This is a genomic window from Streptomyces sp. NPDC048436, from assembly GCF_043200355.1.
Taxonomy (GTDB): domain Bacteria; phylum Actinomycetota; class Actinomycetes; order Streptomycetales; family Streptomycetaceae; genus Streptomyces.
The window spans coordinates 218,835-241,689 of the sequence record NZ_JBICXP010000007.1 but is presented as its reverse complement, the minus strand read 5'-3'; the positions used below and the strand labels follow the sequence as shown (position 1 = coordinate 241,689).

Below are 22,855 nucleotides of genomic sequence, written 5' to 3'. Positions count from 1 at the left end.
GTTCTCTGCGCGCCCGACGATCGGTAAGGGCCTGCGTGGCGCTAGCTAGCGCCGCGCCGCTAAGCGTGCCTAGTACAGCAATGACGGCCCCCCACATACGGCCCCCTGAGTATCTACAGGCTTTCAAGTACCAAACGCAGTCTGCACGTTGCCGCGCCCGTCGAGGCGGACCATGCGGCGGATAACGCGCTTCCACTCGGCGTCGGCGCCGGTGACGTCGAGGACCAGGCGCCCGCCGTCACTCCCGCCGTTGCCCCCGGTGCCGGTGTGGGCGGCCATGGCTGCGGCGGTGGCCTGTCCGGGGGTGGGGGTGGAGACGAGATTGCGCATGGTGCGATCGACCGCGCCCTGTCCCGACTCGATGCCGTCGACGATGCCCGCGGGAATCCACTGACCGATCTCCTGCGCCATGACGCGGGAGGGGCTGTTGATGCCGAGGGCGTCGGCGATCGGCCCCGGAATCATGGCCTTGGCCCAGCCGATCAGCTTGTCTTTGATCCATCCGCCCATGGCCTTGATGCCGGACCACAAGCCGCGCACGACGTCGCGGCCCTTGCCGGTGAGCAGGGAGCCGAGCGAGCCGATACCGCTCGCGATGCGGCGGGGCATGCCGCGAACCCACGCGATGAAGTCGCTGGCCTTTTGGCCGGCGGCCGTGCGGAAGGCTTGGAAGCCGCGCGAGGCGGAGGCGCGCAGACTGCCCGGAAGTCCGGCCAGTGCGGACGCGGTACGGCCCGGCAGACCAGACAGCCATGACGTCAGTTCGGTGACCTTGCCGACCGCGGCATCCTTGGCGGAGCCGAACCATCCGGAGAACTTGCCGGGCAGGGAGGCGAACCAGTTCAACGCGGTACCGATGCCGGACATAGCCGTATCGGTGGTCGACTGGATGAAGCCCCACGCGGCCGACCACGCCGTCTGAAACCACGTCGTCTTGGTGGCGATCAGGACGACGATGGCGACCAGGGCGACAATCGCGGCGATGATCCAGAACACGGGCGAGGCGAACATCGAAGCGTTCAGGGCCCATTGGCTACTGGTCCAGATGGCGTTACGGGCAGCCACGACCGTTTGAGCCAGTGCCCACGCCTTCGTGGCCACCGTCACGGACCCGATGACCACGGCAAGCGCAGTCAGTACCGGGGTCGGAACCGAGCTGATCATCTGTGCCAGATACAGAACGAGTTGGGCCGTCACGCCGAGCAGGGGTGAGAGCGCTACGAGGAGTTGAACGGCCGCGCCGCCGAGGTCGCCGAGCGTTCCGGCGCCCTGCTCGGCCAGGTCGAGGAACGTCGCGAATCCCTCGCTGTCGTCCAGCGAGGTACCCCAGTCGGCGAACGCGCCGGACATGGTCACCAGACCGCCGGTGACCCCGGCGGAGGCGGGCAGGAAGGCTTGCAGCAGGCCCGCGAAGCCAACGGCGAAGTTCTTGACGACGTCGAGAATGTCGCGCAGCGCAGGCCCGGCGGCGGCGGCCGTCTCGCTCGCCCACTCCTTGAACTCGGCCGACTTGATGCCTGCTGAAACGTCGTCGAAGAACTCGGAGAACGCCCCCGCGGCGGCCTCGACGAAAGGGGTCAAGGTGGGGAGCAGGTCACGCAGGACCCCGATGCCCTTGGTGACCACGGGCATCGTGGTGGTCGACAGCGAGTCCGACCACGCCTTGTAATCCGACTTCAGGCCGATGAACGCGGTAGCCGCATCCCGGGTAGCGGGCGGGAGTTCGGCGAGAGCGTCGGTGTACGCCTTCTGCTTCTCGGCCGCGTCCTCGGCGCCCTCGGCCGCTGCCTTCTCCGCCTCGGCGGCCAGGTCGGCGACCCCCTGTACGGCCTCCATCTGCGGGCCGACCGCAGCAGAGAATGCCTTGACCGCCAATCCGGCCGCGACCGCGCCCGCGGCCAGGCCGACAAGGGCGGTGGTACCGGCGGCCACGAGCGGGACCGCACCGCCGAACAGGGCGAGGCCCTTGGCCGCGCGGACCGCGCCGGAACGGACGTTGTCGCCGAGCGCGCCGCCCATGGCCGTGGACTGGGCAACGAACCTGCCGCGCAGGTCGCTTAGACGCCCATCGGTCGTGCGGGCGAGGTCGTCGAGTCCGGCCCGGGTGTCGGCCAGACCGCGGCGAGCCCCGGAATCGTCAAGATCAATGAAGCCGGTGAGTTCGCCGACGGTCAGCGCCACGCGCGCCCACCTCCCGTCGTGCTTGGTGGTGGGCGCGGGCCGCTACAGCAGCGGACTACCGCGGGGGTTGTTCAGGGGGTGCAAAGTGGCGCGAGAGCCTGCTCTCGGCCGAGAGTAGGCCGAAGATGCGTACGCGCAGCCATCGCCAGGAGCGGGCGCGCATGAGGTTGCGGTCGCCGACGTCGACGCCGTAGACCTCGTGTAGATCAGTCTCGATCAGCGGCCACTGGTCGAGGAGTTGGGGCCAGGTGAGCGACGCTTGCGCCGTGCGTGGGCTGGTGCCGGGCGGGTACTCGTACCACTCGTGGAGGCCGGATTCTTCGTCGTATTCGCCCCGCCCGATCGGCGCTGCTGCCGGTTCGGGGCCAACCGAGAAGGGTCGCCACCCGAGGACCACACGCGCTCGGCGCTGGCCTTGTCCTGCACCACCCACGCAATGGCGGTCCGTGCGGCGTGCTTGAGCGCCGGCCAGGACACGCCGTCGGCGAGCATCTCGTCGTAGGCGGGGCCGAGCAGGTCGCGGTACAGGTCACCCTCGGCCGCGTCGCCGAGGGCCTCCTCGTCGACCTCTCCGCCCGCCGCGGCGACCGCGGCGGCCTGCACGATGGCCTGCACGCGCAGACCGGTATCGGCCGAGGGCGCCAGGATCGTGTACCGGTGTCCCTTGATGGGGAGGACGAGCGTTTCGTCGAGCAGCTCGTCGAGGGCCTCGAACGCCATTACGCGGCCACCTCCGTCAGGGTCTTATCCGCGGCGAGCGCGAACGTGCCGCCCCCGGCGGGCGCAACCGGGCTGGCGATCTTCTTGCGGGGGCCCTTGCCGGTGAGGGTGACCTTGACGGTGTCCAGGTCATCGGCGGCGCCGCCGTCCGGCTCCCAAGTGACCAGGGCGTGGCCCTCGTACGCCTCGTCGCGGCCCTCGCGGTCGTAGTAGCGCACGTGCACGCGGGAGGCGGCGCCGAACGTTTCGGACGCGAGCCGGATCTTTTCCTGTGCGGCGTTGAAGGCGCCGGTGGTGGGGTGGCAGCGGTGGGCGAGCTTGGTCTCGATCGACCACGCGAGTTCGGTCACGGTGCTGTCCGCCCACCCCTCGTCGTCGTACGTCGTCGACTTCTGCTGAGTCGGCTCGACCTTGGGGGCGAACTCCTGAATGCCCGGGACCAGGGACCACACGGGGGTGGCGTCGGTGCCGGTGTTGAGTTCGAGGCGGTAGCGGCGCGCGAGGGCGGTCTCGGTTTCCACCGGGGGCGTGGGCGTACTCAAGGCGGGGTCCTCCTATTCGAGGCGGGGGTGTGGGCGGTTGGCGCGCAGGCGGTAGTTACTGGTCCGCTCCTGGCGGCCGTTGGCATCGGCACCGAGCGAGCCGGACGAGAAGCGGTAGATGAGCGAGATACGGGCGCTGCCGAAGGTGTGCCGACCGGAGGCGTGCAGGGCGTCGAATACGTCGTCGTCGAGGGCGGAGACCTCGCGCGGGTCGGGGCCCGCGCGGGTGCGCACCTGCACGGCGAGCACGGTGTCGGTCAGTGCCGCCGACTCGGTGACCGGGTAGGCGGTCAGGCAGATGACGCGGTCGGGCCCGTCGGGCATCGCGGTGTCGGTGATGGCGGTCTCGCCCGCGGCATAGATGCCGTCGGGCCGGTAGGTTCCGACCCCCTGCGCGTCGAGCAGGCGGGCGAGGCCGTCGACGACGTCGGGAAGGAAGCTCACTGCAGCGACCTCCGCACCTGTGCGGCGATGATCTCGCCGACCGCGTCGGCCTCCTCGGCGAGCGGGAGTTCGAGGTACTTCGCGGTGCGCCCCGCGTCGTGCTGGTAGTTCATCTCTTCGTGCTGGCGGACCGCGTACGGGGTGTCGTAGGCGACGGCGGCGGTGAGCGTGGCCTCGTCGACGGTGGCCGTTCCGGAGCGTTCGAGGGTGGCCTCCTCGATCGGCACGCGGCGGCGCGAGACGTCGAGGACGTGCTCGGCGCCGAGCCGCAGCCCGCGCACTGCACCCTGTCGGGTGGCCGCGAGGACGGCATCGCCGTTCCACCGGAGGCGGGAGCGCTGCGTCATTCGCACATCACCTCCGTACTGGCGGGCACGGGGAGACCCGGTGCGGTGTGGTGGGCGACGGTGAGCGCGGTCGTCTTGCGGCCGTCCGGAAGCGTGATCCGCGAGCCGGTCGGGCAGACGAGTTCGGGGGCGGCGATGATCTGCGCGGTCGATACGGTCTGGGCGCCGGTGCGGTCGCGCACGCGCTTGACGGTCTCGGAGACCAGGGCTCGGGCGGTGGCCGCGGGCCCGTAGCGGGGCCCGTAGGCGGAGGTGCCGAGGTAGGGCTCGACGCTCACCTCGTGGCGGAGCAGCCATCCGGGGACGCGGGTCACCAGATCACCCCCGGCAGGAGTCCCGCGCGCTTCAGCGCGCGGTGTGCGCGGGGGCCGAGGTCGACGTCGTCGCCTGCCTGCGGGCCGTCCTTGCGGCCGGACAGGGCAACGGGCCCGATACTCACGGAGTCCCAACGGCCCGCCGCTCCGGTCCCGTCGTCGCCTGTGGCGAGCCGGTACTCGACCTGCGCACAGACGGCCTCGCCGAGCGCAGCGGCGAGGGCGGGGTCGGTGGGCATCCCCGCGTCGTCGGTGGCGTAGAGCGCGGTGTGTAGGGCGTCGTCGACGTCCTCGGACGCGCGGGCGAGCAGCCGCTCGGCATCGGCGGGCGCCGGTGCCCCCGTCCACGCCGTGAGCTGCTCGGGGGTGGCGTAGACACGGGCCATGGGGCTACTCCTTCTTGGCCTTGCTGCGGGCAGCAGTACGCCCCGCGGGCTTGTCGGCCTGCGGGGCGTCGTCGGCGTCATCCGGCGTGGTGTCCGGGTCCGGCTCTCTCGGGTGGTAGCGGCGCAGCATCACGGCGGCGCCCTCCTTCCTGATCAGGTGGCGGCGAGGGTGCCGACGCACACGCCGCGGTCGGCGAGGCGCTTGACGGCGTAGTGCAGGGTCGTGGTGACGACGGTGGAGCGGGCGAGGATGTCGCGGTCGTCCTCGACCAGCGGGCGCCGCTTGTAGAGCAGGCCGAGCGCGCCCCGCTTCATGATCAGGAACTTTCCGGCGGTGACGCGGTTCGTCAGGAACACGGGCACGCCGCCGATACGGCCGATGCTGCCTGCGACCGCGGCGGAGGGGCCGTTGCCCAGCTTGGACGCGTCGACGAACTGCGGGTCGGCGAGCGTGTCGGCGTACTGCGCACTGTTGAGGAACAGGCCCGCGAAGTCGTCCGGCTCCCACTCGTCGCCGAACTGAGCGATGCCCGGCACCATGGCGTCGAGCCACGTGAACTTGGTCTTAGTGGCGGCGGTGGTGAACTTCAGCGGGTTGCCACCGCCGAGGGCGGACTCGTCGGCCTGCGCCTGGGTGATCAGGTCGGCGTCGACCTTGCGCGCGGCCAGTACGCCGAACTGCCGACGGGCCTCGGCCTCGGGGTCGCCGAGGGAAACGAGCTTGGCCTTATCGGTGATCTCGACGGCCTTACCGGCCTCCTTGATCACCGCGTGGGCCGTGCTGGTCGACATGGCGACCGGCGTCATCGGCGTTGCCTCGGTCAGCTCGTCGAGCTCGCCGAGGCTCCCCCACTTGGGGAACTCGATCTGTTGGCCGGGCGCCCCCTCAAGGGTGTTGTCCTCGACGACCGCGGCCGATCCGCCTACGCGGACCTTGCCGAGGAATTCGCCCTGCGCCATGTCGCCCCAGACCTCGGGGACGATCATCTGTGCACTGGTGGTCTTAGGCATGGTGGTGTGCTCCTTCTCCGGCGCTCTGGCCGGGCGTTAGGGGGCCCGGCGCGCGGCCGGGCGGGTCAGTGACCGGCGAGGCGCCGGTACGTCTCGGGGTCGGTCTGGAACAGCTCGGCGCGCTCGCCGTAGGGCAGGGCGGCGAACTGCTCGGGGGTGATCGCTCCGGGGCCGGGGTTGCTGAAGTCGGCACCCCCCTTGGGCGCGGTCTGCGGAACCGCGGCGAGCCAGGGCTGAGCCGTAAGGGCGTTCTTGATCGCGTCCGCCACGGCGGCCGGGTCGCTCGGGTCGATCTGTGCCACGGCGGCGGTGAACGACGTGGAGTCGAGCAGGCGGGCGACGTCGGCGCCCGCGGTCGGTGCGGCCTGCACAACCGCGGCCTGCACGGCGGCGCGGCGAGCGGCGGCCGTGCTGTCGGCAAGAGCCTGCTGTGCCCACTTCGGCAACCGGGTCACGTCGCCCTCGGCGGCCTCGACGGCGGGCGGCGCGGCCGGGGGCTGCGGTGCCTGCGGCGGCGCGGTCTGTGGGGCGGCCTGCTGGTAGCGAGTGCGGTAGTCGGCGGCCTCGGCGCGGGTGTCCTTGATGAGCTTCTGGGCCCAGTCGGGGAGCGCTGCGACGTCCTGCGGCTCACCTTGCGGCGCGGCCGGGGGCGGCGTGGTGGCGGCCTGCTGCTGCGGGGTCGAGCTGGTGCTCGGCGCGGGTACGGCCGGGGCCTGCGGGTCGCCGGTCGGGGTCGAGGCGGGCGCGGTGGTCGGGGTCGACACGGGGGTCCTCCTGGGACGGTGTCAGGGGCCGTGCGCGCCTGGCGCTCGGCCGGATGCGGGAAATGAAAAGGAGGCCCGCTCCTGGCGGGCACGGCTACAGAATGTGTGTCACAAAGGACCGAACGACTAGGAGTGTTGTCTGTGGCTGTCATTTCACTCGTGGTCTCAGTGGCCGCTTTGGTGGCTGCTGGGCTATCGCTCGTGTATCAAGCGCAGCAAACCAGGCTCGTGAGAGACGAGAGTATGAGGAATCATCACAGGGAGCTTTTGGCGATGGCCCTCGATGACCCGGACCTCAGGGTGAGTTGGGGAGGGACCATCGCCGAGCTGCCAGAAGAAACAGCGCGACAGAGCATGTTCGCCAACCTGATTGTCACCTGGTGGAACTCGGGTTACATGATCAAAGATATGTCGGACGGTCAACTGTCCTTGCTGCTCGATTCCTTCTTCAGGGGAGAAGTCGGTAGAGAGTATTGGGGTAGGGCTGGGCAAGGATGGCGGGATGCGGCGCAACTCTCGAAATCGAAGAGACAGAAGCGCTTTGTTTCAATCGTCGAGGCGAAATACCAATCGGCGTTGGCGGTGCACTCGTAGGACGGGGAAACGTGATTGAGGTTGAGACAGGGGGGTCTACGCAGGTCTCCCGGCCTCGTGCTCTCGGCGGCCAGCGGCATACCCCTTGATCCATGCGGTGCTGAGTATCGAGGTGAGCGGGTAGGGGCACGCGGTCGGCGGGTCGCCTCGCTCGCCTGCTTCGCGGCCGGCCGTGACGGCCGTGACGATGTCCTCGCGCGTGCCCATGATCACCTCTTGTTCTGCTGGTCCGACTCGTTATGGCGGGCGCCGGTCGCCCATCGCTGCTCTTTGCCGGTCACCTGCTCGATGAACTCAGCTTGCGTCAACCGGCCATGTTCCGCCCACCACTCCTTCAGCTCGTCGCTCGCGCGCGCGTGGGCGATGCGGGCGGGCCCGCTGAACAGCGTTGACGGGTTGTGTCCGGCGGCCTTGGCCTTGGAGTTGAGCAGGTAGCCGCGGCAGTCGTTTTCGGCCTGTAGGTACTGGCGATACAGGTACTCCTCGTACAGGGCGCGGGCCTCGCGGCGGGTGATGAGGTGCCGCTCGTCCTGGTCCTCATCGTCACCGCGGTGCAGTGCGGCGGAGGCGTCGCGTAGGTCGGCCCAAAACGCGTCGTCGTCGACGTGGTCGTCGAGGGCCTGGTCGGCGGCGAGGGCGCCCCACGCGGCCGGGCTGGGCACGGTGTCACCCATGGCTTCGGCGAGGGCGTCGCGGTCGGCGAGCAGGTCCTCGACGTCGTCGCCGGTGTCGGCGGGCGCCGGTAGCTCGACGGCGTCGCGGCGGTCCATCTCGGCGGCGATGCGCAGTAGTTCGGCGTTGTCGGCGTACCGCATCGCCCACGCGAGGTCGTCGTCGGACGCGTCCGACAGATCGGCGCGCAGATGTCCACCGGGGAACAACTGGGCGAGCAGGTCGCGGCGGGCGGCCTCCGCGGCGATGGCGGCGGCTTCCGGGCCGCTGGTGTCGCGGTAGCGGGCGGCGAGTTGCGCGTCGGACAGACCTATCAAGTCGGGTCGGACGTTGGGGAGTTGTCCGGCGCGGTCGCGTCGGTCGGTCTCCGCCATGATGCGCACTTGGTCGGCGTCGTCGACGTGAGTGAACACGCGGGCGAGGTCGTCGTCGGACAGGCCGAGCAGATCCTCGACCAGGCGTCCGCCGGGTGCGGCGCGGTCGAGCAGAGCCTCGGTGTCGCGGCGGTCTGTCTCGGCCTCGATCCGGCGCCGTGCGCGGTCGTCGAGCGGCGTGCGGAGCGCGGCGGCGAGTTGGTCGTCGCTCATCTCCCGTACGGACTGCTCGTCGCCCGACCACACGCGGGCGCGCTCGACCTGGTCGGGCGTTGCCTCGCGGCGCGGCTCGGGCAGGTCCGATGCGCCGGGCTGCTCGCGGTGGCGCAGACGGCGCAGGTTGGGGTGGGCCGTGAGGTGGTCGCGCATGGCGCCTTGCCACTGGCGGATCTTGAGGCGGGCGGCGCGCTGCGCTTCGGGGGTGACGGCGGCGGCCTCGCGGCGCTTGTACTGGCGGATGCGGCGCTCGATGGTGCGCTGGCGCTGTCCGGCCTCGTACCCGGCGGGGTCGCTCTCGGCGGTCTCGGTGCGGGTCAGGCCTGGGGTGTAGGCGCTGACGCTGTGGCGGCAATTGGGGTGTTGGAATCCGGCGAGGCGGGCCTCGTCGAGCGTCCCGGCCACGCGTACGGGGATCATGCGGCCGTCCTCGATTGCGTGCTCGACCTCGACCGTGCGCTCGCCCGTCGGGCCGTCGATGGCCAGTACGCGGCCCTCCCACGGTCGACACAGCGGGCACTCGCGCGGTGCGTCGGACACGATGACCAACTCGATACCGGCGTCGGACAGGGTCCGCATGTGCGCCTCTGTCGCCGCGCGGGCGACGGACGTACGTACGGCCATTTCCGCGTAAGAGGTGAGCTGCCATCGGCGGCCGGCCTTGTCGACGAACGCGCGTATGCCCTGGTCGGCAAACCGGCGCATGGCGTCCTGTGTGGCCTGTCTGCGCGTGCCGGTGCCCAGTAGAGGCGTGGCGGTGACCTCGGCGACGATTGCCCGGAAACCGTCGACAACTGCCCGCAGAATCGAGCGGTGCGTCGAGGTGACCACGTCGACCGTTTCCTGTGCGAGGCGGTCAACGGCCTGGGCGTTCGGGGCCACGTCGTCGACCAGGCCGCGGGCGTCGTCGGACAGGGCGCCCAACTCGGCGACGGCAGCGCGTTGTCCGACGCTGTACGCCTCGGCCACCACGTCGAACACGTCGAGGGTCACAGCCTTGCTCAACTCGTTCATCACGCCCTGAGCGGCACGGCGTAGCTGTTGGACGGCCGCGAGCTTGCGCTCGACCCACCCAGGGGCATCGAGGCCAGCGGAGAGCTGCCTCGCGATGATGTTGAGTAGCCGTGCCTCGGCTGCGGCGTACAGGTGGCGGGTCCGATCGGCGAGAGGCTCGACCATTGCAGGATGAACCGGCACGATGCCCCCTCGATTGCAAGCCAGGCTGATGATTTGAAAGCTGGCAGCCTCTACGCTGAGCGGGGGAGGATATATGCCGGGACCGAAGAGGACAGGTCGCCCGACCCAGAACCATTACACCCAAGAGGGAGAGCAGTTAAGGGGGCCGGATCAAAATGACTTTTGGTCGGCGCACGTTCAGCATAGGTCAGTGACGCTACGCGTAGACGTGAACGTTCCCGGAAGGAGCCTGTTAGGCGTACTGGAGATAGAGGGAACAGACGCGCGGCTTACGGACGCTCAAGTGACTGCAATTCAAATGAAGAGATCAGGAAATTGGTCCGTACCGAAGCAAACTAACCCCCGCGGGTATGGTAACCGGGTATTTTACAGTGCGCATGACGCCATAATGGTATTCTCCTCTTTGGCTTCACGCGCGGGCGGTGACTACATCCCCATGATCCATAGGTTCTTACCTGACCTGCTGCTCAGTGACGAAGCCGTGGTGCCTCATTTCAACTCACCACCCTCGCAGTGGGTTCCCCTGAGAGGTGTTGCCGAGCAGGCTTCCGCCATCGGCCTGGGGGTTACGGCGGGCGGAGACGGACTTCCGGTGCTGGTGGGCGCCTATCTTGGCGGTCTTTTTCTGGTCAAATTCATTGGTCCAATTGTCACCGAGGCTGGGAATGCTACGGCCGCTGGTGTCGGCGCGAAGATAAGAACAGCTTTCGGCGTATCTCCAGGCATTCCGCTCGGTGAAAATGCAGAGCAGCAGCCGTCACAGAGTGTCGAGCCGTCATCAGGGGATGTGGAGGGTAGCGCGAGTTGAGGTGATCAAAGAGAGAAACCGTCTACAGGGTCAGGGGTGGTCGCGCCGGTTTCGGTGAGGATCTTGACAACCTCGGCTTTTACCGCAGCGTCGTCCCATTCGGGGTGAAGGATCTTGACCTTAGTCGAGGTCGATACGGCCTCGGCTCGGTTGAGCAGGTCAAGGGTGGTCGCCGTGGCCTGCTCGCTCTCGGCGACACCGTCACCGAACTCAACGCGCGGACACTCCGGTTTGATCCGCTGCCCGAAGTGCACGGCGTCGAGCTGCAACATCACGTGCAGAATGTGCGCGAGTGGCTGGCGCGCATATCCGGTCTTCTTTCTGCGGGTGACCATGGACCGGGCGTCGCGGCTGTCGACCTCGGTCGCGGTGATCGGTTGTCCGCCACCGTCGAGGCCGAATGACTGGGCGCTGTATCCGGCGGACTGGGCGGCCTGTCGCGTGATCGCTTCGCCGCTGCGCTGGTGTTCCTCGACCCTGATCTCGAACTGGTTGAGGGTGATGCCGTTGCCTTGGTCGGTGGGCGGCATCCGCAGTGTTTGCCAGACCTCGCGGTCGTCGTCGAACGACGTTCCCTGTCCGGGGCCTTGGTCGCGTAGGTAGGCGTCGGGGACGATCAGGCGGGCGCGGGCGAGGCGGATGTCGCGCATCCATGACGTCCATACGTCGTCAAGGGCGGTGAACAGCTCGCGTATGCCCTGGAAGTCGCTGCGCCCCATCGGGGAAGACCGGTGCAGCCGGTTGGGCCCGATGTTGGGTACGTAGGCGATCGTCAGATCGGTGATGCCGGTCTCGACGCTCACCCCGTCCTCGCCCAGACTGCCGGCGAGGTCGGCGGTCTCGGGGTGCTCGGACAGGGGCACGGCGCGGCCGATGTTGTCGGGGGTGCCTTCGTAGAGGCCGTGCAGGATGCGGCCCGGCTCGTGCCGCTCGACGTGCCGGAACACGGTCGACGGCGGGCCGGGGAGGTCGCGCCACAGGGTGGCGGCCCGCAGCATGCCCCACCGGAACTCGGGGGCGACGTTGTCAGGCTGCACGACCGACAAGATCGGCCGGTCGATCAGGTCGCGGTCCCACGTGGCGCGCAAGTACACCCCGGACAGGGCCGATGCCTGCTCGGCGCCACCGTGCAAGATCTGCTGCATCTGGCCTTCGCCGATCAGGGTGTCGAGGCGTTCCTGTGTGGCCTTGTCCTCGACGCTGATCGTGGGCATGTCGCCGAACAACAGGTCGGCTGACGTGCTGGCGATGTCGGAGGGCAACGGCACGTGCAGACGGTGACGCCGGGCGGGCGGCTGCTCGCGGCGCCGGTTCCACGGTCCGCGGCGCGAGGGGGCGGTCTGCTCCTCGCCGCATGTGCGGGCGATCCGGCCGCGGTCGCCGGAATACCACGCGTCGTCGACGCGCATCTCGGCGTAATAAGGGGCCCACTGCGGGGGCGGCCACGCTGCGCCGTTGTCAGGCAGCGCCATGGGGGCTCACCTCCGTAAAGGGCATACGGACGGTCGTGGTCAGGGCGGCCCTGCCGTGCGTGATGATGCGGCCCTCGCGGTCGCGTACGAGCAGGGAGGCACGCAGTCCCTCGGCGTCGAGCGTCAACTCGTTGACGAGTGAGGGGGGCAGGCCGAGGGCCTGGCACGCTGCGCGACGCTGGTCGGTGGTGATGGCGGTGGGTATCTCGGTCATGCGGCGGCGGCCTCCTCGTGGGGCGCGGTGAGCAGGTGGCGCCACTCGTGCGCGGTGGAGTGGACGGCGTACCGCAGTGCGTCGGCTGAGTGGTCGTTGATCTTCAGTGGGGCGTCTTCGCCCCGCTCGGTGGCTTTGGGGTCCCAGGCGTATCCGGGGAGTTCGCCGAGCAGGCCCTCGCACGAGCGGTGCACGAGCAGGCGGTCGGCGGCGAGCAGGGAGGCCACGGAGCGAATGCCGTCAGAGACCGTGTTGTCGGCGCGGGCAACGCCCTGGTACCCGTCCTGCCAAAGCTGAGTGGAAAAGCTCTTCGCCGACGGGTCAATGAACGTCCACTCGGGGGCGATGTCCAAGTCGGTGAGCCACGCGCGGACTGCGGCGCTGTACTGCGCGTCGGTCATGGCGCGGTGGGCGGTGCGCGAGTCGAACCGCCACTCGGCGCACGCGTACATGCGGTCGTCGTCGCCAAGGCCGAGCAGGACGGCCGAGAACGGGTTCGTGGTGCCATAGTCCACGCCGACCCAGTGGCGGCGCATGGTGGGCAGCGCGTCGACGACGTGGCGGTCTTCGTCCCACTCGCTGTAGATGGCGCCCTCGGCGACCACCCACGCGCCCTCGATCATGCGCTTACGCCATAGGCCCGTGTACTCGGCGGCGAGTGCTGCGACGTACTCGGCAGACAGTGAGGGGTTGTCGGCGAGTCGGAAGTGCCATGCCCGCATGTCGAGTTCGGCGACGCGGTCGAGGTATCCGGCCTTGAGCCAGTGTCGGGGCGAGTCGGGGTTCGTGGTGGCGTACAGCCGCGCCCCAGGGACGGAGAGGCGGGCAAGTAGCTGGACCCAAAACCCCTCGGGCAGGAGGGTTGCCTCGTCGACGTACGCCAACTGCGCGGTGAGTCCGCGCAATCGGCCCTCGGCGCGCGCGTCGGCGGCGCCGATCAGGTGGACCGTGCGGCCGAGGATCGTCGCGGTCGTCGCCCCGCGGGTGTGCACGACGTGCCGGGCGAGGGCGCCGAACAGCGCACGGTCTTGGAGGGGCTCCAACACGTTGCGCTCGATCGTCTGCAACGACCGACCGACCACGATGATCAGGCCGCTTGGTCCGGCCGTGGCGACGGCGATAACGAACGCGAGCAGGCTCGCGATGGTCTTGCCGGACCGAACCGAGCCGTGCCACAGGTTGATACGGGCGGTCGCCTGCCCGATGCTGCGGAGCTGCTTACGGGACAGGGGCAGGCGGTCGAGGTCGAGCACCACGGCTCACCCCCCGGCGTCGCCCCCGTCGTCGTGGGCCTGGTCGTCGTTGGCGGCCTGTGTCAGGGCCTCGCCGAGGGTGCCGAGCATCGAACGCACCTGCTCGGCGTTCTCTCCGCCCTCGACTGGGGCGAGGCGTAGCGAGGTGCCGACGGCGGTCTGTACTGAGGCGACAATCGCCCGTTGGTCGCCGAACCGCGGTTGCGGTAGGTGGGCCTCGTGCCACTCGCCCTCGCGGCCGGCGAACTCGCCGTGCACGGTGGGCGCCCAAAGCTGGGTGCGTAGGCGCTCGGCATCGCCCTGTAGGTCGAGGGCGAGGGTGGCGCGGCGTGCGGCGAGGTCGGCTGTGCGGGCGCGGGTGGCGGCCTCGACCTGCGGGGCGCGGTCGAACGACAGGGGCGGCTCGAACTGTCTGACGATCTTCGACACGGTCGAGGGGCTGCGCTTGATGGCGCGGGCGATCTCGTTGCGGCTCTGGCCCTGGGCGTGGAGGCTGCGCACTTGCTCGCGGTCGCGGTCGTCGACGAGGCGAGTCATGTCTCACCTCGATCACAGACTTGCTCTCGGGGACCCGGCGGTAGACCCGGGGGCCCAACATGGCGGGGTGGAAGTTGCAGAACTGGTCTTGAAGTACGTAGAGGCGCTTGCGTGGCCTGCCGTGACGGTCACCCTGGTGTGGCGATTGCGCAACCACATTCAAGCGGCCTTTACTCGCATGACTCGGCTGGAAACCCCGGCTGGGGCAATCGAGTTCGCTGTGGAAGCTCGTGAGATGCGGCAGGAAGCGGAGGAGCTAACCGAGGTGGTGGCTGAGCCGAGCGAGGAATCGGGCCAAGCTGGGGGTGATGGACAGACGCTGGGAGCTTTCCAGGCGGCGTGGGACGCGGCGGCTGTCTCGCCTCTTGGTGCGATCATGACGTCTTGGCTTGTTCTGGAGCAGGTGTGCCTCGAAACTCTTCGGCAGAAGGACGCTATGCCGGAACCCAGGTTTAGGAATAGAGACGGTAAGGCTCCGAACCCTTTGCCGCACCAACTTATCGCCCCCTTGGAAAGGCTCGGCCTCAGGCCACCCACGGTGGCACTCTTCAGCGAGGTGCGACGCTTGCGGAATGAGGCAGCGCATGGGGGGCCAGTAACCGCGCAAGCGGCGCGCGACTTCGTTGAAACGTGCCGGTTTGTCGCACGTGAGGTCTACCAACTGCGCTAGGTGGCACCGATCCACAGATACTCGGTGCTGATGCAGGCAAGCCGGGCGTGCAGAACGCCCCGCCGCGGGGGGTGCGGCGGGGCGTTCGGGATGGGCGTCTGTTTCTGGGCACGCCGAAGACGGGCCCAACTCTAGGTCACGAAACGATAACGGCGCAAGTCTGTTCGGGCGCCCTCACGCGCGGGTGGGGCGCGCGGTGTCCGGTCGCGGCGGCTGGCCTGTCGGACGGCCGAGCAGGGTCCTGGCGTACTGCGGGCGCAGGTGGGGTCCGGGCGGCGGACCGGGCAACATGCGGTCCGTCGGTCGTGGCGCGGGGGCGGCGGACGCGTCATACGCCTCGGTCGCGGCCGTGGGAGCCGGGCGCCTGCCGAGTTGGTAGGCGAGCAGGTTCGGCGCCGTGCCGGGCGGGCACACACCGTTCGCCCACGCGGTGCGGTATATGTCAGCGAGCTGTCCTACGGCCTGTCGGACGACGTCAGAGAAGTTGTCGCCCGCGCTCATCACGACGGCGAGGTCGGCCGCGAGAGTCTCGTCGATGCGTACCGAGGGCCGGGTGCCGGCCTTGGGCGGGGCTTGCTTCTTGGGCTGGTTAGGGTGGGCGTTAGCCACGGGGGTTGCTCCCGTCGGTGAGTCGGGCCCGTAAGGCGGTGAGGTCGCCGGACCGGGCCCGCGTTGCTGTGTGAACTATTCGGTAGCTGACTGCTCCCGCAATCGGCGGTAGACGTAAGACTCGGTGACGTCGAGCATCGCGGCGATGCGCTCGACGCTCCACCCGCTCTCGTGGGCCTCAGCCATAAGTGCGGGCAAGGCTTCTTCGGTCTGTTTCCACTGGCCTCGTACGTAACCTGCCGTCTGCATGCGGCGGTCGAGAGACTCAGCGTCCTTGCGCACGACCTCGCGTACGGTCTTGATCTTTTCGGCCAGGTCGAGCAGCTGCTCGATGTAGACCTCGGTGGCCTTCTCCTCGATCTGTTCGGGCCTGAATGGCTCGCGGCTCATGTCTTGCGACTCCTGTCGAGGCGGGCCGCGCGAATAGCGTGTCCTGTGGTGAGAGAGAGCAGGGTGTCGCCCTCGGCTGCGGCCTGTTTGCGGGCGTGCCCGGCGAGCTCAACCCACTTCTGTGCGGCGGTGCGCTCGGCGCGGGTGGCGTCGTCTGCCGTGAGCAGGCTCTCGGCGTACTCGCTGATCACGTTGAGGACGTCGATGGACTGGGGCTTGATGATCAAGGTGCGGCCTCGGCCGCGGCGCCCGGCGTCGAGGGCCTCGCGGGTGGCCTTGCTGGTGGGGTCGTGGTCGTCGGAGCCGGTGGCGAGGTTGGTGTGTGCGAGGTGGTCGGCGAGGGCGCCGGGAATCGTGACTTCACCGGAGCGCCGGGCGGCGGGGGCGGTCGGGGCGGTCTGCTCGACCTCGGCGGGCTCCCCTTCCTCGACGGGCTGTGCGGGAGTGGCCTCGTACCGCAGGCCGTAGGGGTTGGTGCTGCGGGGTGCCTTGACGGCCTTGGCGTAGTCGGCCTGGGCGCTGTACCCAATGTGTACGAGGCCCTTGCCAAGGTCGATCCACGTGAACCACTGGATCGGCTTGCCGCCCTTCTCGGCGGTGACCGTTCCGCCAGTTTCGGGGTGCTTGGTGGTGTAGGTGGTCTTGGTGCTGGCCATGGGGGTTGCTCCCGTGGTGGTTGGTGCCGGGTGAGGTCCGGCGGCCGAGTGAGGTTCGGCGTGGACTCACTGTACAGAGTTCACAACTGAGTACACAAGAACTGTTCGCCCTCGAACTCCGCCTGAAAGCAGCTACCTTGGAGAAGTCTCCTCAGGCCTCCACGGGGAGTGGCCCGCACGACAAGACGTGCGTGCTCCTGAAAAGGAGGAGGAGATATGGCCGACAAGCCGTCGTCCATGAGGGCAAAGGTGGCGCGCGAACTTGCTACGCGCATTGCGGCTGGCCTGGGTATCCGTGCCCTGTGGGCTGTGATCGTGGAACTGTTCGGCCGCGACCTTTGAGCCACTGGCGGCGAAGCCACGCAACGACTTCGCCGCCACGTCGGCCTACGGGCTTGCCCCCTCGCGTTCTGCGAGCAGTGCTGACCACAGACCGACCAGGTCGGCGCCCCGCCACGCTCGGCGGTCCCGCTCGTCGAGAGGGGCAGGGGCTGAACAGGTCGCCCCAGTGCGGCATATGACAACCGGCTCGCCGCCAGCCTGAGTGTGGCCCTGAAGCTGCCCGGCGCACCATGGGCACGGCTGTTCAAGCTCGGTAGTGCGCCCGTCGCGTCCGAGGGCGCACTCGACCGTACGACGGGTACGCCGAGCAACCGCGGCGACGCGGTCGAGCAGGCGGGCGGGCATCGGCTCGAACAGGCCCTCGCCGACGGTCTCGCCGAGGGCGCGTCCCTCGATCCACACGGCTGCCCAGTGGAGTCCGTACGTGCGCGATCCGGGCGAGGTGGCGGCCTGGTAGTGCCACCGGGCCGGGTCGTCACGGTCGGCGGAGGCACGCCGGATCGGCCGCTGTACCTGCTCGGCGACCTGGTCGGCGAGGTCGAATAGGTCCCGCTCGACGTCGAGGGCGGCGTCGAGGGCGTCGAGGTTCAGCGGGGCGGGGTGTTCTCGGATGGTGAGCGGGAGGCGGCCGAGGACGGGCTCGCCGGGCTGCTCGTCGTCGTCGGCCTGGTCGTCGGTGGCGAGCTGTTCGAGGAATCCGCGGGCCTCGCGCGGTGGCCACTCGGCGGCCGGCGGGTGGGCGATGGCGGCGAGCAGGTCGCCCCACTGCTCGCGTACGGCGAGCAGATCGTCGGCGGCGCGCTGACTGGGGGCGGTGGTCATCAGCGCTGCTCCTGGTGCTCGTCGGCGAGGGCCTGCTCGATGCGGTCGGCGTAGATGGCGGCGGTTCCCTGCGGTGATCCGGCGCGCATGCGGGCGGCGAGGGCGCGCACGCGGTCGACGGCTTGGGCGAGGGGCAACTCGGCGGCCATGGCGACACGGTCGGCGTAGCGGTCGCGGCGGGCGGCCACCCATGCGATCCGGTACCGGCCAGCCTGGCGTTCGGCTTCGCGGGCGTGCTCCTTCCATCCCTCGGTGCGGCGGCGCTCGGTGGCGAGGGCGATGTCGTGCCCGCGGTGCTGCTCGGCGAGGCGGGCGTCGGTCGAGTCGGCGCGGTCGAGGATGCGGGCGTGTATGTGGGCGAGGGTGGGTGAGAGGCCGTCGTGTTCGGCGACGGCGGCGAGGACGTGGCCGAGCGTTTCGGCGTTGCGGACGCGGGCGAGGACGGCGCGCACCTGGTCAAGGTCTATGCCCGCCACGCGGTAGAGGCGGCGTACCTCGGCGACGGCGGCCTCGACGGGGGCGAGCTGCTTCTCGGCGGCCTCGGCGCGCTGCTCTGCCTCGACGATCGCGGCGTCGGCGGCCTCGCGGTGGCGTTCGAGGGTCTGCGTCGTGCCTGCCATGGCGCGGCGGCTCTCGTCGGCGAGTCGCTGCTCCTCGCGTACGTGCTCGCTGAGTAGGGCGGCCTCGGCCGGGCACAGAACCCCTCGTCGGGCGCGGGAGAGCAGGACGTCGACGACGGCCCGCCGGTCGGTGCGGTCGCGGTAGTGGCCCTTGGGGGCGCGCTGCTGAGGGCGGGTGCTCATGCGGGTTGCTGCTCCTGGGCGTCGTCGAGGGTGGGGTGTTCGGGCGGGGCGGGGCGCGGCTGCCGGGCGAGGGCGTACAGGTCGCCCCCGTGGGCCCGGACGTCGGGCGGCTGGTGCTTGCGTCGGCACTTGGGCCCGTATCCGTCGGGCGAGGGTGCGCGGAGTGGGCGGCGGCACGCCCGACACGTCCGGGCGGGGGTCACTGGTCGCCCTGGTGGACGCGGCCGGGCTCGCCGGACAGTCCCCATGCGATCAGCCGTACGGCGGTGGCGAGCAGGACGACGGCAACGGCGAGGTTCGCGGCGGTGGCGGTGGCCGGGGTCACGGCTCGACCTGCTCGTTTGCTGCGCCCTCGGCGAGGGCCTGCTCGTCGGCGAGGCGGTCGGCGTACGCGCGGATGGCGCGGCGGGCGTTGCTGAATCCGGTGAGCAGGCCACGGGTTCCGCGGTTGAGTCCCCATCGGCTCTGCGTGTTGGTGTGCTCGCGCTCGACCAGGGCGGCGAGGTGATGGGCGTGGGCAATGAGCAGGATGCGGGCGGCGGCGAGGGCCTGCTCGGGGGTCGGTTCGGCGGCGTCGAGCAGGATGTCGCGGAGCGTGGCGAGGCCGGGGTCGCGGTCGGCGCTGTTGAACGCGAGTGCGTCGCGTATGTCCTCGGCCGTGAGTTCGTCGCGGTGGAAGACGCGGGCGGCGGCGGTCATGGTGGGGCGCTCCTGTCGTGCGGTGGTCACTGCTGTGCCTGGGCGTGTGCGGTGGTGCGGGCGCGGTGCACGTCGTGGCGGCGCTGGCGGGTGCCGCTGTGCGAGGTGCACAGGACGTTGGGCTGCGCTCCGCATGCGGGGCACTCGACGCGGAGCGCAGGGAGGTGCAGTGCGGGGGCGTCGTCGACGACCGGGGCGGCGGGCGGGTGAGGCGTCATGGCGGGGTGGCTCCGGGTGTCAGTGGTGGGCGGTATCGCGTGCGGGCCCGCGCGTGGGCGGGCCCGCGTCCGGTCGCGGCGAGTGGTCTAGAACGGGGGCTCGTCGCCGTATCCCTGGCGGGGCTGCTGTGTCGCCCACGGGTCGCCCTGGGGGGCTCCGTAGCCCTGTTGGGGGGCCTGTTGGCCGTATCCCTGGGCGCGTGGCTGCTGGCCGTTCTGGGCGCTGTTCTTGGCGACTTGGGCGGTTGCGTTCTTGAGCGCGGGCCCGACGTCGTCGGCCTGTACTTCGTACGAGGACTTACGTTCGCCGTCCTTCTCGTACTGGCGCTGTCCGAGTCGGCCCACGACGATCACGCGGTCGCCGCGCTTGATGGACTCGGCGACGTTCTCGGCCTGTTGGCGCCACACGCTGACGGACAGAAAGAGGGTGTCGGCGTCTTTCCACTCGTTCGTGACGCGGTCGAGCGTGCGGGGCGTGGAGGCGATACGGAAGTTCGCCACGGCGGCGCCGCCGGGGGTGAATCGCAACTCGGGGTCAGCAACGACGTTGCCGACGACGGTGATCGGGGTTTCTCCAGCCATTAGGCGGCGGTCCTCTCGGGGGTGGTGCGGGTGGGAAGGGTGGCGACGGGGGCGAGTTGGGGCTCGCGGATGCGGCGGGCGCGGTCGCGGTTGCACGCGCGGCACTTGCGCATGCCGTTGGGGTGCGATGGGGGGTAGCTCACGCGGACGTTGTCCGGGTCGGTGAGGTCGTGGTCGTTCGTGCACCGGGTGCGGCGGGCGTTGATCGCTGAGGGGCCGCTCGACCGCAGGACGTTGGTGCGGTGGTCGACGGCGTCGAGGTGGTCGTCGGCGACGCATCGGCGGACGGTGCACAGGTGGTCGAGTTCGAGGCCGGCGGGTATGGGCCCGCGGCTCTGCTCGTACGACCAGCGGTGGGCGGGGACGACGCGGCCCTCGACCCAGAAGCGGCCGTATCCGTCGCGGTCGAGGCTGCCCTCGGGCCACAAGAGGCACGGGGTGTCGAGGTTGGCGGGCACGGGTCCCGGGGTCGTCTTGGCGGCGAAGCGCTCGGCCGGGGTGGTGCGAGCCATCGGGACGTACCTCCGGGGGATGTGCGGCGGTCTGCGGGATGTGGGGGTGTGCTGCCGAGGTGGAAAGTATTTCTACCGAGATAGAAAGCTAGCAGGTAGGGGGGCGCCACGTCGCGGGGGATGCGCCCCCCTGTTCTGCGGTCTATGCGGCCTTGCGGTGGGCCTGGTCGAGCCGGGTGATGGTCCACCCCTGGTCGCGTAGCTCGGCCACGATGCGGGCGGCGGCGGCCTCGGCCTGGTCGTGCTCGCGCTGCGCGTCCTCGACGGCGGCCCGGACAACGGCAAGAGCGGCCGGGGTCATCGCTGCGCCCCGGTGATGTGCCGGGCGCGCTGCCGGTTCTCGGGCCGGACGATCGCGGGCGCACTCATCAGGGCGCGTGCGTCGCGGGTGGCCTCTGCGGCGAGGCGGCGCCGCCGGGCTGCTCCCTCGGCGGCCTGGCACACGGCGTCGAGGCGGGCCTGTTCGCGGGCCTGCTCGGCGGCGGCCCACCAGGCCAGCCACGAACGGTGACGGTCGTCCACCTCGGGCCGGTAGTAGGGCGGGGTCGGCGGGTGCCCGGCGGCGGCGAGCTGCTGCTCGGCCTTGCGCTCGGCGAGCAGGGCGGCCCCGTCGACCTCGCGCACCGTGTCCCACCGGTCCCACCCCGCGTGCTCCTGGTAGATCACGTAGGCGCCCTTGTCGACCAGGCCGCGGAAAGCCTTCTGGGCGTGCTTGCGGTCCGACGTGCGGACGATGACCGGGGCGTCGGGGCGGTGGTCCCAACTGGCCTCGATGCGCCACGCCTTGACGTTCTTCGTCCGGTCGCCGGTCGCGGCCTTGCGGCGGTGGGTGCGCGCTCGCTTGGGGGTGGGGCTCATGCTGCGGTCTCCTGCTCCTGACGGTGGGCGTGGTGGGCGTGTGCGTCCTCGACGCGGCATGGGTGCGGCGCCTTCTTGGCGCGGTGGCCGACGGCGTTGGTCGTGGGGTTGATGCGGCGGGCGCGGCACGGTTTGCCCGCGGGCGCCTGGCAGTACGTGCACGCGACGTCGAGGGCGTCGGGCAGACCAGCGGCGGCCAGACGCTCGCGCTGGGCACGGTGCGGCCGGTGGGCGGCGAGGGTCTGGGCGACGGTGGGCGGCAGGTAGGTGCCCAACTCGGCGAGGCGGCGCTGAACTTGCACGGCCGCCGGTCCCGCGGTGATGACGCGGTGCGTCACAGGCGCCTGCTGCCCGGAAGCGACGGCGGAGCGCTCGGCACGCAGGGCGGCGACAAAGGCATCGCCGGTCTCGTCGTCGGGGCTGATCTCGGGATGTGCGGTGGGCTCGAACGTGCCGACGTGGCGGCGCATCGTGTCGGCCTTGTGGGCGTGCCACGGGCGGGACACGTCCGAGGGCTGAATGCGGTAGGGGCTGCGGGCGATGTGGTCGCGGGCGACGCGGGCGGCGTCCCATCCGGGGATGGTGGCGGGGACGTCGGACAGCAGGTCGCACCACTGGGCGAGGCGGTCGGCGGCGGCGGCCTGGTCGTCGAGGGCGAGGCGGGGGTCGAGCTTGACGACGTAGGCGAGCAGGGCGGCGACTTCACGGGGGGTCACTGCTGGGCCTCCATGGCGGCGAGGGCGGCGGCGAGGTGGTCGGCGGACTGGGCGACGCGTCCGCGGGGCTGGGCGCGGTCGAGGGGGATCACGTTCGAGGCGGGCGCGGCCGGGGCGGCGGCGGGGACGGTGCCGGGCGCCGGGGCGGGCGGCAGGGACTGCCACGTCCGCAGGAAGTACCGGGCATGCGACACGCCTCGCCGGTTGCGGGCGGCGGCCTGCACGGCGGCGGTGGCGAGCATGTCCAGGCCCGACCGCTTCATCAGGGCGTCGACGATGAACCACTCGGCAGAGGCGAGGTTCCAGGCGACCAAGACCCCGGCGGCGGTGATCTGGTCGACCAGGGGTCGGGCGAACTCCGGGATCACTGCGACGTCGCGCCCGCGCTCCCTCACTCCTTCACTCATTCCTTCTATGGGTGAGTGATGGGGGCCGGAATCCGGTCCCCAAAGGGGCCGAGATTCGGCCCGGTAAGGGGATTCCGGAGTCTCAGCGGGGGGACCGGACTTCGGCCCGGTAAGGGGGCCGAGATTCGGCCCGGTAGCGGATAGGGGGCCGGATTCCGGCCCGGGTGCCTTCTGGGCTTTGGGGCCGGATTTCGGCCCGGTAGAGCGGGCGGTGCGCACGTAACTGGCGGCTCCGGGGAGCTTGTAGAGGGTCGCGCGGCTGCCCTTGGCGGGCTCGTCCTCGGTCAGTTCGCCACTGGCGAGGGCGGCGTCGACGGCGGCCCGCGCGGTCGAGCGGGAGGCGGCCAGACGGCGCATGAACTCGGCCGTGCCCATACGCGCGGTGGCCTCGGGGCCGGTCGTGGCGTCGGCGACGGCGAGCAGGACCAGGCGGGCGTTCCCGCGCGCCTTCGCGCGGGTCCACACCCAATCCATGGCGTCGAGGGTCACGGGGTGTTGCTCCTGTCATGCTGGGGGCGCCCGGGG

General features: G+C 70.4%; 33 protein-coding genes. 3 read left to right on the top strand and 30 right to left on the bottom strand.

Annotated elements, in window-relative coordinates; genetic code table 11:
- Nucleotides 1–123: 123 nt before the first annotated feature.
- The 10 genes from ACGFX9_RS24925 to ACGFX9_RS24880 all read right to left on the bottom strand — a co-directional run bounded on the left by ACGFX9_RS24925 (nt 124) and on the right by ACGFX9_RS24880 (nt 6,709).
- Nucleotides 124–2,181, bottom strand: a complete 2,058-nt coding sequence (locus ACGFX9_RS24925; RefSeq protein ID WP_393475986.1) for a hypothetical protein — start codon at nt 2,179–2,181, stop codon at nt 124–126.
- 216 nt (nt 2,182–2,397) lie between these two features.
- Entirely contained in the window at nt 2,398–2,901 is a 504-nt protein-coding gene (locus ACGFX9_RS24920; RefSeq protein WP_393475983.1) for a hypothetical protein, read from the bottom strand.
- Nucleotides 2,901–3,443, bottom strand: coding sequence for a phage tail tube protein (locus ACGFX9_RS24915; protein ID WP_393475980.1), 543 nt, complete (start codon nt 3,441–3,443; stop codon nt 2,901–2,903). The genes ACGFX9_RS24920 and ACGFX9_RS24915 overlap by 1 nt, the downstream gene beginning before the upstream one ends.
- Before the next feature lie 12 nt (nt 3,444–3,455).
- Entirely contained in the window at nt 3,456–3,887 is a 432-nt protein-coding gene (locus tag ACGFX9_RS24910; RefSeq protein WP_393475977.1) for a minor capsid protein, read from the bottom strand.
- Entirely contained in the window at nt 3,884–4,234 is a 351-nt protein-coding gene (locus tag ACGFX9_RS24905; protein WP_393475974.1) for a hypothetical protein, read from the bottom strand. Before ACGFX9_RS24905 ends, ACGFX9_RS24910 begins: the two co-directional genes overlap by 4 nt.
- On the bottom strand, nt 4,231–4,548 hold the full coding sequence (locus tag ACGFX9_RS24900) for a hypothetical protein (RefSeq protein WP_393475972.1): 318 nt from the start codon (nt 4,546–4,548) through the stop codon (nt 4,231–4,233). Before ACGFX9_RS24900 ends, ACGFX9_RS24905 begins: the two co-directional genes overlap by 4 nt.
- The gene (locus ACGFX9_RS24895) at nt 4,545–4,934 is read right to left on the bottom strand and encodes a hypothetical protein (protein WP_393475969.1); all 390 of its coding nucleotides are present in this window, start codon (nt 4,932–4,934) and stop codon (nt 4,545–4,547) included. Before ACGFX9_RS24895 ends, ACGFX9_RS24900 begins: the two co-directional genes overlap by 4 nt.
- Before the next feature lie 4 nt (nt 4,935–4,938).
- Complete coding sequence (locus ACGFX9_RS24890) at nt 4,939–5,067, bottom strand: hypothetical protein (RefSeq protein ID WP_393475967.1); 129 nt, start codon at nt 5,065–5,067, stop codon at nt 4,939–4,941.
- Between the two features lie 20 nt (nt 5,068–5,087).
- Nucleotides 5,088–5,945 (bottom strand): phage head protein, encoded by an 858-nt coding sequence (locus ACGFX9_RS24885; RefSeq protein ID WP_393475964.1) that lies wholly within the window; start codon nt 5,943–5,945, stop codon nt 5,088–5,090.
- A 65-nt stretch (nt 5,946–6,010) separates the two neighbouring features.
- Complete coding sequence (locus tag ACGFX9_RS24880) at nt 6,011–6,709, bottom strand: hypothetical protein (RefSeq protein WP_393475962.1); 699 nt, start codon at nt 6,707–6,709, stop codon at nt 6,011–6,013.
- A gap of 105 nt (nt 6,710–6,814) precedes the next feature.
- Here ACGFX9_RS24880 and ACGFX9_RS24875 point away from each other — a divergent pair, with 105 nt between their 5' ends.
- Nucleotides 6,815–7,303 carry a DUF6082 family protein gene (locus ACGFX9_RS24875; RefSeq protein ID WP_393475959.1) on the top strand — a complete coding sequence of 163 codons (489 nt, stop codon included), beginning with the start codon at nt 6,815–6,817 and terminating at the stop codon, nt 7,301–7,303.
- A 36-nt stretch (nt 7,304–7,339) separates the two neighbouring features.
- Here ACGFX9_RS24875 and ACGFX9_RS24870 read toward each other — a convergent pair whose 3' ends face one another.
- Complete coding sequence (locus ACGFX9_RS24870) at nt 7,340–7,510, bottom strand: Rmf/CrpP fold protein (protein WP_393476585.1); 171 nt, start codon at nt 7,508–7,510, stop codon at nt 7,340–7,342.
- A 2-nt stretch (nt 7,511–7,512) separates the two neighbouring features.
- Complete coding sequence (locus tag ACGFX9_RS24865) at nt 7,513–9,744, bottom strand: phage minor capsid protein (protein WP_393475956.1); 2,232 nt, start codon at nt 9,742–9,744, stop codon at nt 7,513–7,515.
- A gap of 301 nt (nt 9,745–10,045) precedes the next feature.
- On the opposite strand from ACGFX9_RS24865, the gene ACGFX9_RS24860 reads away from it, so the two are divergent.
- Complete coding sequence (locus tag ACGFX9_RS24860) at nt 10,046–10,570, top strand: hypothetical protein (RefSeq protein WP_393475953.1); 525 nt, start codon at nt 10,046–10,048, stop codon at nt 10,568–10,570.
- 5 nt (nt 10,571–10,575) lie between these two features.
- Here ACGFX9_RS24860 and ACGFX9_RS24855 read toward each other — a convergent pair whose 3' ends face one another.
- From ACGFX9_RS24855 to ACGFX9_RS24825, 7 genes are all read right to left on the bottom strand, one after another.
- Nucleotides 10,576–12,042 (bottom strand): phage portal protein, encoded by a 1,467-nt coding sequence (locus tag ACGFX9_RS24855; RefSeq protein ID WP_393475950.1) that lies wholly within the window; start codon nt 12,040–12,042, stop codon nt 10,576–10,578.
- On the bottom strand, nt 12,029–12,256 hold the full coding sequence (locus tag ACGFX9_RS24850) for a hypothetical protein (protein ID WP_393475947.1): 228 nt from the start codon (nt 12,254–12,256) through the stop codon (nt 12,029–12,031). The genes ACGFX9_RS24855 and ACGFX9_RS24850 overlap by 14 nt, the downstream gene beginning before the upstream one ends.
- Nucleotides 12,253–13,509 (bottom strand): PBSX family phage terminase large subunit, encoded by a 1,257-nt coding sequence (locus ACGFX9_RS24845; protein WP_393476583.1) that lies wholly within the window; start codon nt 13,507–13,509, stop codon nt 12,253–12,255. Before ACGFX9_RS24845 ends, ACGFX9_RS24850 begins: the two co-directional genes overlap by 4 nt.
- A 6-nt stretch (nt 13,510–13,515) precedes the next feature.
- Nucleotides 13,516–14,046, bottom strand: coding sequence for a helix-turn-helix domain-containing protein (locus ACGFX9_RS24840; RefSeq protein WP_393475944.1), 531 nt, complete (start codon nt 14,044–14,046; stop codon nt 13,516–13,518).
- 844 nt (nt 14,047–14,890) lie between these two features.
- On the bottom strand, nt 14,891–15,325 hold the full coding sequence (locus tag ACGFX9_RS24835; protein ID WP_393475941.1) for a hypothetical protein: 435 nt from the start codon (nt 15,323–15,325) through the stop codon (nt 14,891–14,893).
- 75 nt (nt 15,326–15,400) lie between these two features.
- Nucleotides 15,401–15,715: a helix-turn-helix domain-containing protein gene (locus tag ACGFX9_RS24830; protein ID WP_393475938.1), complete on the bottom strand. Its 315-nt coding sequence runs from the start codon at nt 15,713–15,715 to the stop codon at nt 15,401–15,403.
- Nucleotides 15,712–16,371 carry a hypothetical protein gene (locus tag ACGFX9_RS24825; protein ID WP_393475935.1) on the bottom strand — a complete coding sequence of 220 codons (660 nt, stop codon included), beginning with the start codon at nt 16,369–16,371 and terminating at the stop codon, nt 15,712–15,714. Before ACGFX9_RS24825 ends, ACGFX9_RS24830 begins: the two co-directional genes overlap by 4 nt.
- 216 nt (nt 16,372–16,587) lie before the next feature.
- Between ACGFX9_RS24825 and ACGFX9_RS24820 the strand changes: the two genes are divergently transcribed.
- Nucleotides 16,588–16,713: a hypothetical protein gene (locus ACGFX9_RS24820; protein ID WP_393475932.1), complete on the top strand. Its 126-nt coding sequence runs from the start codon at nt 16,588–16,590 to the stop codon at nt 16,711–16,713.
- 45 nt (nt 16,714–16,758) lie between these two features.
- Here the strand turns inward: ACGFX9_RS24820 and ACGFX9_RS24815 are convergent, their stop codons facing one another.
- The 11 genes from ACGFX9_RS24815 to ACGFX9_RS24765 all read right to left on the bottom strand — a co-directional run bounded on the left by ACGFX9_RS24815 (nt 16,759) and on the right by ACGFX9_RS24765 (nt 22,819).
- Entirely contained in the window at nt 16,759–17,535 is a 777-nt protein-coding gene (locus ACGFX9_RS24815) for a hypothetical protein (RefSeq protein ID WP_393475929.1), read from the bottom strand.
- Nucleotides 17,535–18,338, bottom strand: coding sequence for a hypothetical protein (locus tag ACGFX9_RS24810; RefSeq protein WP_393475927.1), 804 nt, complete (start codon nt 18,336–18,338; stop codon nt 17,535–17,537). The genes ACGFX9_RS24815 and ACGFX9_RS24810 overlap by 1 nt, the downstream gene beginning before the upstream one ends.
- A gap of 199 nt (nt 18,339–18,537) precedes the next feature.
- Entirely contained in the window at nt 18,538–18,663 is a 126-nt protein-coding gene (locus tag ACGFX9_RS24805; protein WP_393475925.1) for a hypothetical protein, read from the bottom strand.
- The gene (locus ACGFX9_RS24800; protein ID WP_393475922.1) at nt 18,660–19,037 is read right to left on the bottom strand and encodes a hypothetical protein; all 378 of its coding nucleotides are present in this window, start codon (nt 19,035–19,037) and stop codon (nt 18,660–18,662) included. Before ACGFX9_RS24800 ends, ACGFX9_RS24805 begins: the two co-directional genes overlap by 4 nt.
- Before the next feature lie 26 nt (nt 19,038–19,063).
- Nucleotides 19,064–19,255, bottom strand: a complete 192-nt coding sequence (locus ACGFX9_RS24795) for a hypothetical protein (protein ID WP_393475919.1) — start codon at nt 19,253–19,255, stop codon at nt 19,064–19,066.
- Between the two features lie 87 nt (nt 19,256–19,342).
- Nucleotides 19,343–19,837, bottom strand: coding sequence for a single-stranded DNA-binding protein (locus tag ACGFX9_RS24790; RefSeq protein WP_393475916.1), 495 nt, complete (start codon nt 19,835–19,837; stop codon nt 19,343–19,345).
- The gene (locus tag ACGFX9_RS24785) at nt 19,837–20,349 is read right to left on the bottom strand and encodes an HNH endonuclease signature motif containing protein (RefSeq protein ID WP_393475913.1); all 513 of its coding nucleotides are present in this window, start codon (nt 20,347–20,349) and stop codon (nt 19,837–19,839) included. Before ACGFX9_RS24785 ends, ACGFX9_RS24790 begins: the two co-directional genes overlap by 1 nt.
- A gap of 142 nt (nt 20,350–20,491) precedes the next feature.
- A complete protein-coding gene (locus ACGFX9_RS24780) occupies nt 20,492–20,650 on the bottom strand; it encodes a hypothetical protein (RefSeq protein ID WP_393475910.1) in 159 nt (52 codons plus the stop codon).
- Nucleotides 20,647–21,207, bottom strand: a complete 561-nt coding sequence (locus ACGFX9_RS24775) for a hypothetical protein (protein WP_393475907.1) — start codon at nt 21,205–21,207, stop codon at nt 20,647–20,649. Before ACGFX9_RS24775 ends, ACGFX9_RS24780 begins: the two co-directional genes overlap by 4 nt.
- Nucleotides 21,204–21,923 (bottom strand): cell surface glycoprotein, encoded by a 720-nt coding sequence (locus ACGFX9_RS24770; RefSeq protein WP_393475904.1) that lies wholly within the window; start codon nt 21,921–21,923, stop codon nt 21,204–21,206. Before ACGFX9_RS24770 ends, ACGFX9_RS24775 begins: the two co-directional genes overlap by 4 nt.
- On the bottom strand, nt 21,920–22,819 hold the full coding sequence (locus tag ACGFX9_RS24765) for a hypothetical protein (RefSeq protein ID WP_393475901.1): 900 nt from the start codon (nt 22,817–22,819) through the stop codon (nt 21,920–21,922). The genes ACGFX9_RS24770 and ACGFX9_RS24765 overlap by 4 nt, the downstream gene beginning before the upstream one ends.
- Between the last annotated feature and the right edge of the window lie 36 nt (nt 22,820–22,855).

Excerpts from the sequence above, each read along its gene's own strand:
- ACGFX9_RS24920 (WP_393475983.1), bottom strand. The coding sequence starts at position 2,901 with ATGGCGTTCGAGGCCCTCGACGAGCTGCTCGACGAAACGCTCGTCCTC.
- ACGFX9_RS24905 (WP_393475974.1), bottom strand. The coding sequence starts at position 4,234 with ATGACGCAGCGCTCCCGCCTCCGGTGGAACGGCGATGCCGTCCTCGCG.
- ACGFX9_RS24895 (WP_393475969.1), bottom strand. The coding sequence starts at position 4,934 with ATGGCCCGTGTCTACGCCACCCCCGAGCAGCTCACGGCGTGGACGGGG.
- ACGFX9_RS24885 (WP_393475964.1), bottom strand. The coding sequence starts at position 5,945 with ATGCCTAAGACCACCAGTGCACAGATGATCGTCCCCGAGGTCTGGGGC.
- ACGFX9_RS24870 (WP_393476585.1), bottom strand. The coding sequence starts at position 7,510 with ATGGGCACGCGCGAGGACATCGTCACGGCCGTCACGGCCGGCCGCGAA.
- ACGFX9_RS24865 (WP_393475956.1), bottom strand. The coding sequence starts at position 9,744 with ATGGTCGAGCCTCTCGCCGATCGGACCCGCCACCTGTACGCCGCAGCC.
- ACGFX9_RS24855 (WP_393475950.1), bottom strand. The coding sequence starts at position 12,042 with ATGGCGCTGCCTGACAACGGCGCAGCGTGGCCGCCCCCGCAGTGGGCC.
- ACGFX9_RS24850 (WP_393475947.1), bottom strand. The coding sequence starts at position 12,256 with ATGACCGAGATACCCACCGCCATCACCACCGACCAGCGTCGCGCAGCG.
- ACGFX9_RS24840 (WP_393475944.1), bottom strand. The coding sequence starts at position 14,046 with ATGACTCGCCTCGTCGACGACCGCGACCGCGAGCAAGTGCGCAGCCTC.
- ACGFX9_RS24830 (WP_393475938.1), bottom strand. The coding sequence starts at position 15,715 with ATGAGCCGCGAGCCATTCAGGCCCGAACAGATCGAGGAGAAGGCCACC.
- ACGFX9_RS24825 (WP_393475935.1), bottom strand. The coding sequence starts at position 16,371 with ATGGCCAGCACCAAGACCACCTACACCACCAAGCACCCCGAAACTGGC.
- ACGFX9_RS24820 (WP_393475932.1), top strand. The coding sequence starts at position 16,588 with ATGGCCGACAAGCCGTCGTCCATGAGGGCAAAGGTGGCGCGCGAACTT.
- ACGFX9_RS24815 (WP_393475929.1), bottom strand. The coding sequence starts at position 17,535 with ATGACCACCGCCCCCAGTCAGCGCGCCGCCGACGATCTGCTCGCCGTA.
- ACGFX9_RS24810 (WP_393475927.1), bottom strand. The coding sequence starts at position 18,338 with ATGAGCACCCGCCCTCAGCAGCGCGCCCCCAAGGGCCACTACCGCGAC.
- ACGFX9_RS24800 (WP_393475922.1), bottom strand. The coding sequence starts at position 19,037 with ATGACCGCCGCCGCCCGCGTCTTCCACCGCGACGAACTCACGGCCGAG.
- ACGFX9_RS24795 (WP_393475919.1), bottom strand. The coding sequence starts at position 19,255 with ATGACGCCTCACCCGCCCGCCGCCCCGGTCGTCGACGACGCCCCCGCA.
- ACGFX9_RS24790 (WP_393475916.1), bottom strand. The coding sequence starts at position 19,837 with ATGGCTGGAGAAACCCCGATCACCGTCGTCGGCAACGTCGTTGCTGAC.
- ACGFX9_RS24785 (WP_393475913.1), bottom strand. The coding sequence starts at position 20,349 with ATGGCTCGCACCACCCCGGCCGAGCGCTTCGCCGCCAAGACGACCCCG.
- ACGFX9_RS24780 (WP_393475910.1), bottom strand. The coding sequence starts at position 20,650 with ATGACCCCGGCCGCTCTTGCCGTTGTCCGGGCCGCCGTCGAGGACGCG.
- ACGFX9_RS24775 (WP_393475907.1), bottom strand. The coding sequence starts at position 21,207 with ATGAGCCCCACCCCCAAGCGAGCGCGCACCCACCGCCGCAAGGCCGCG.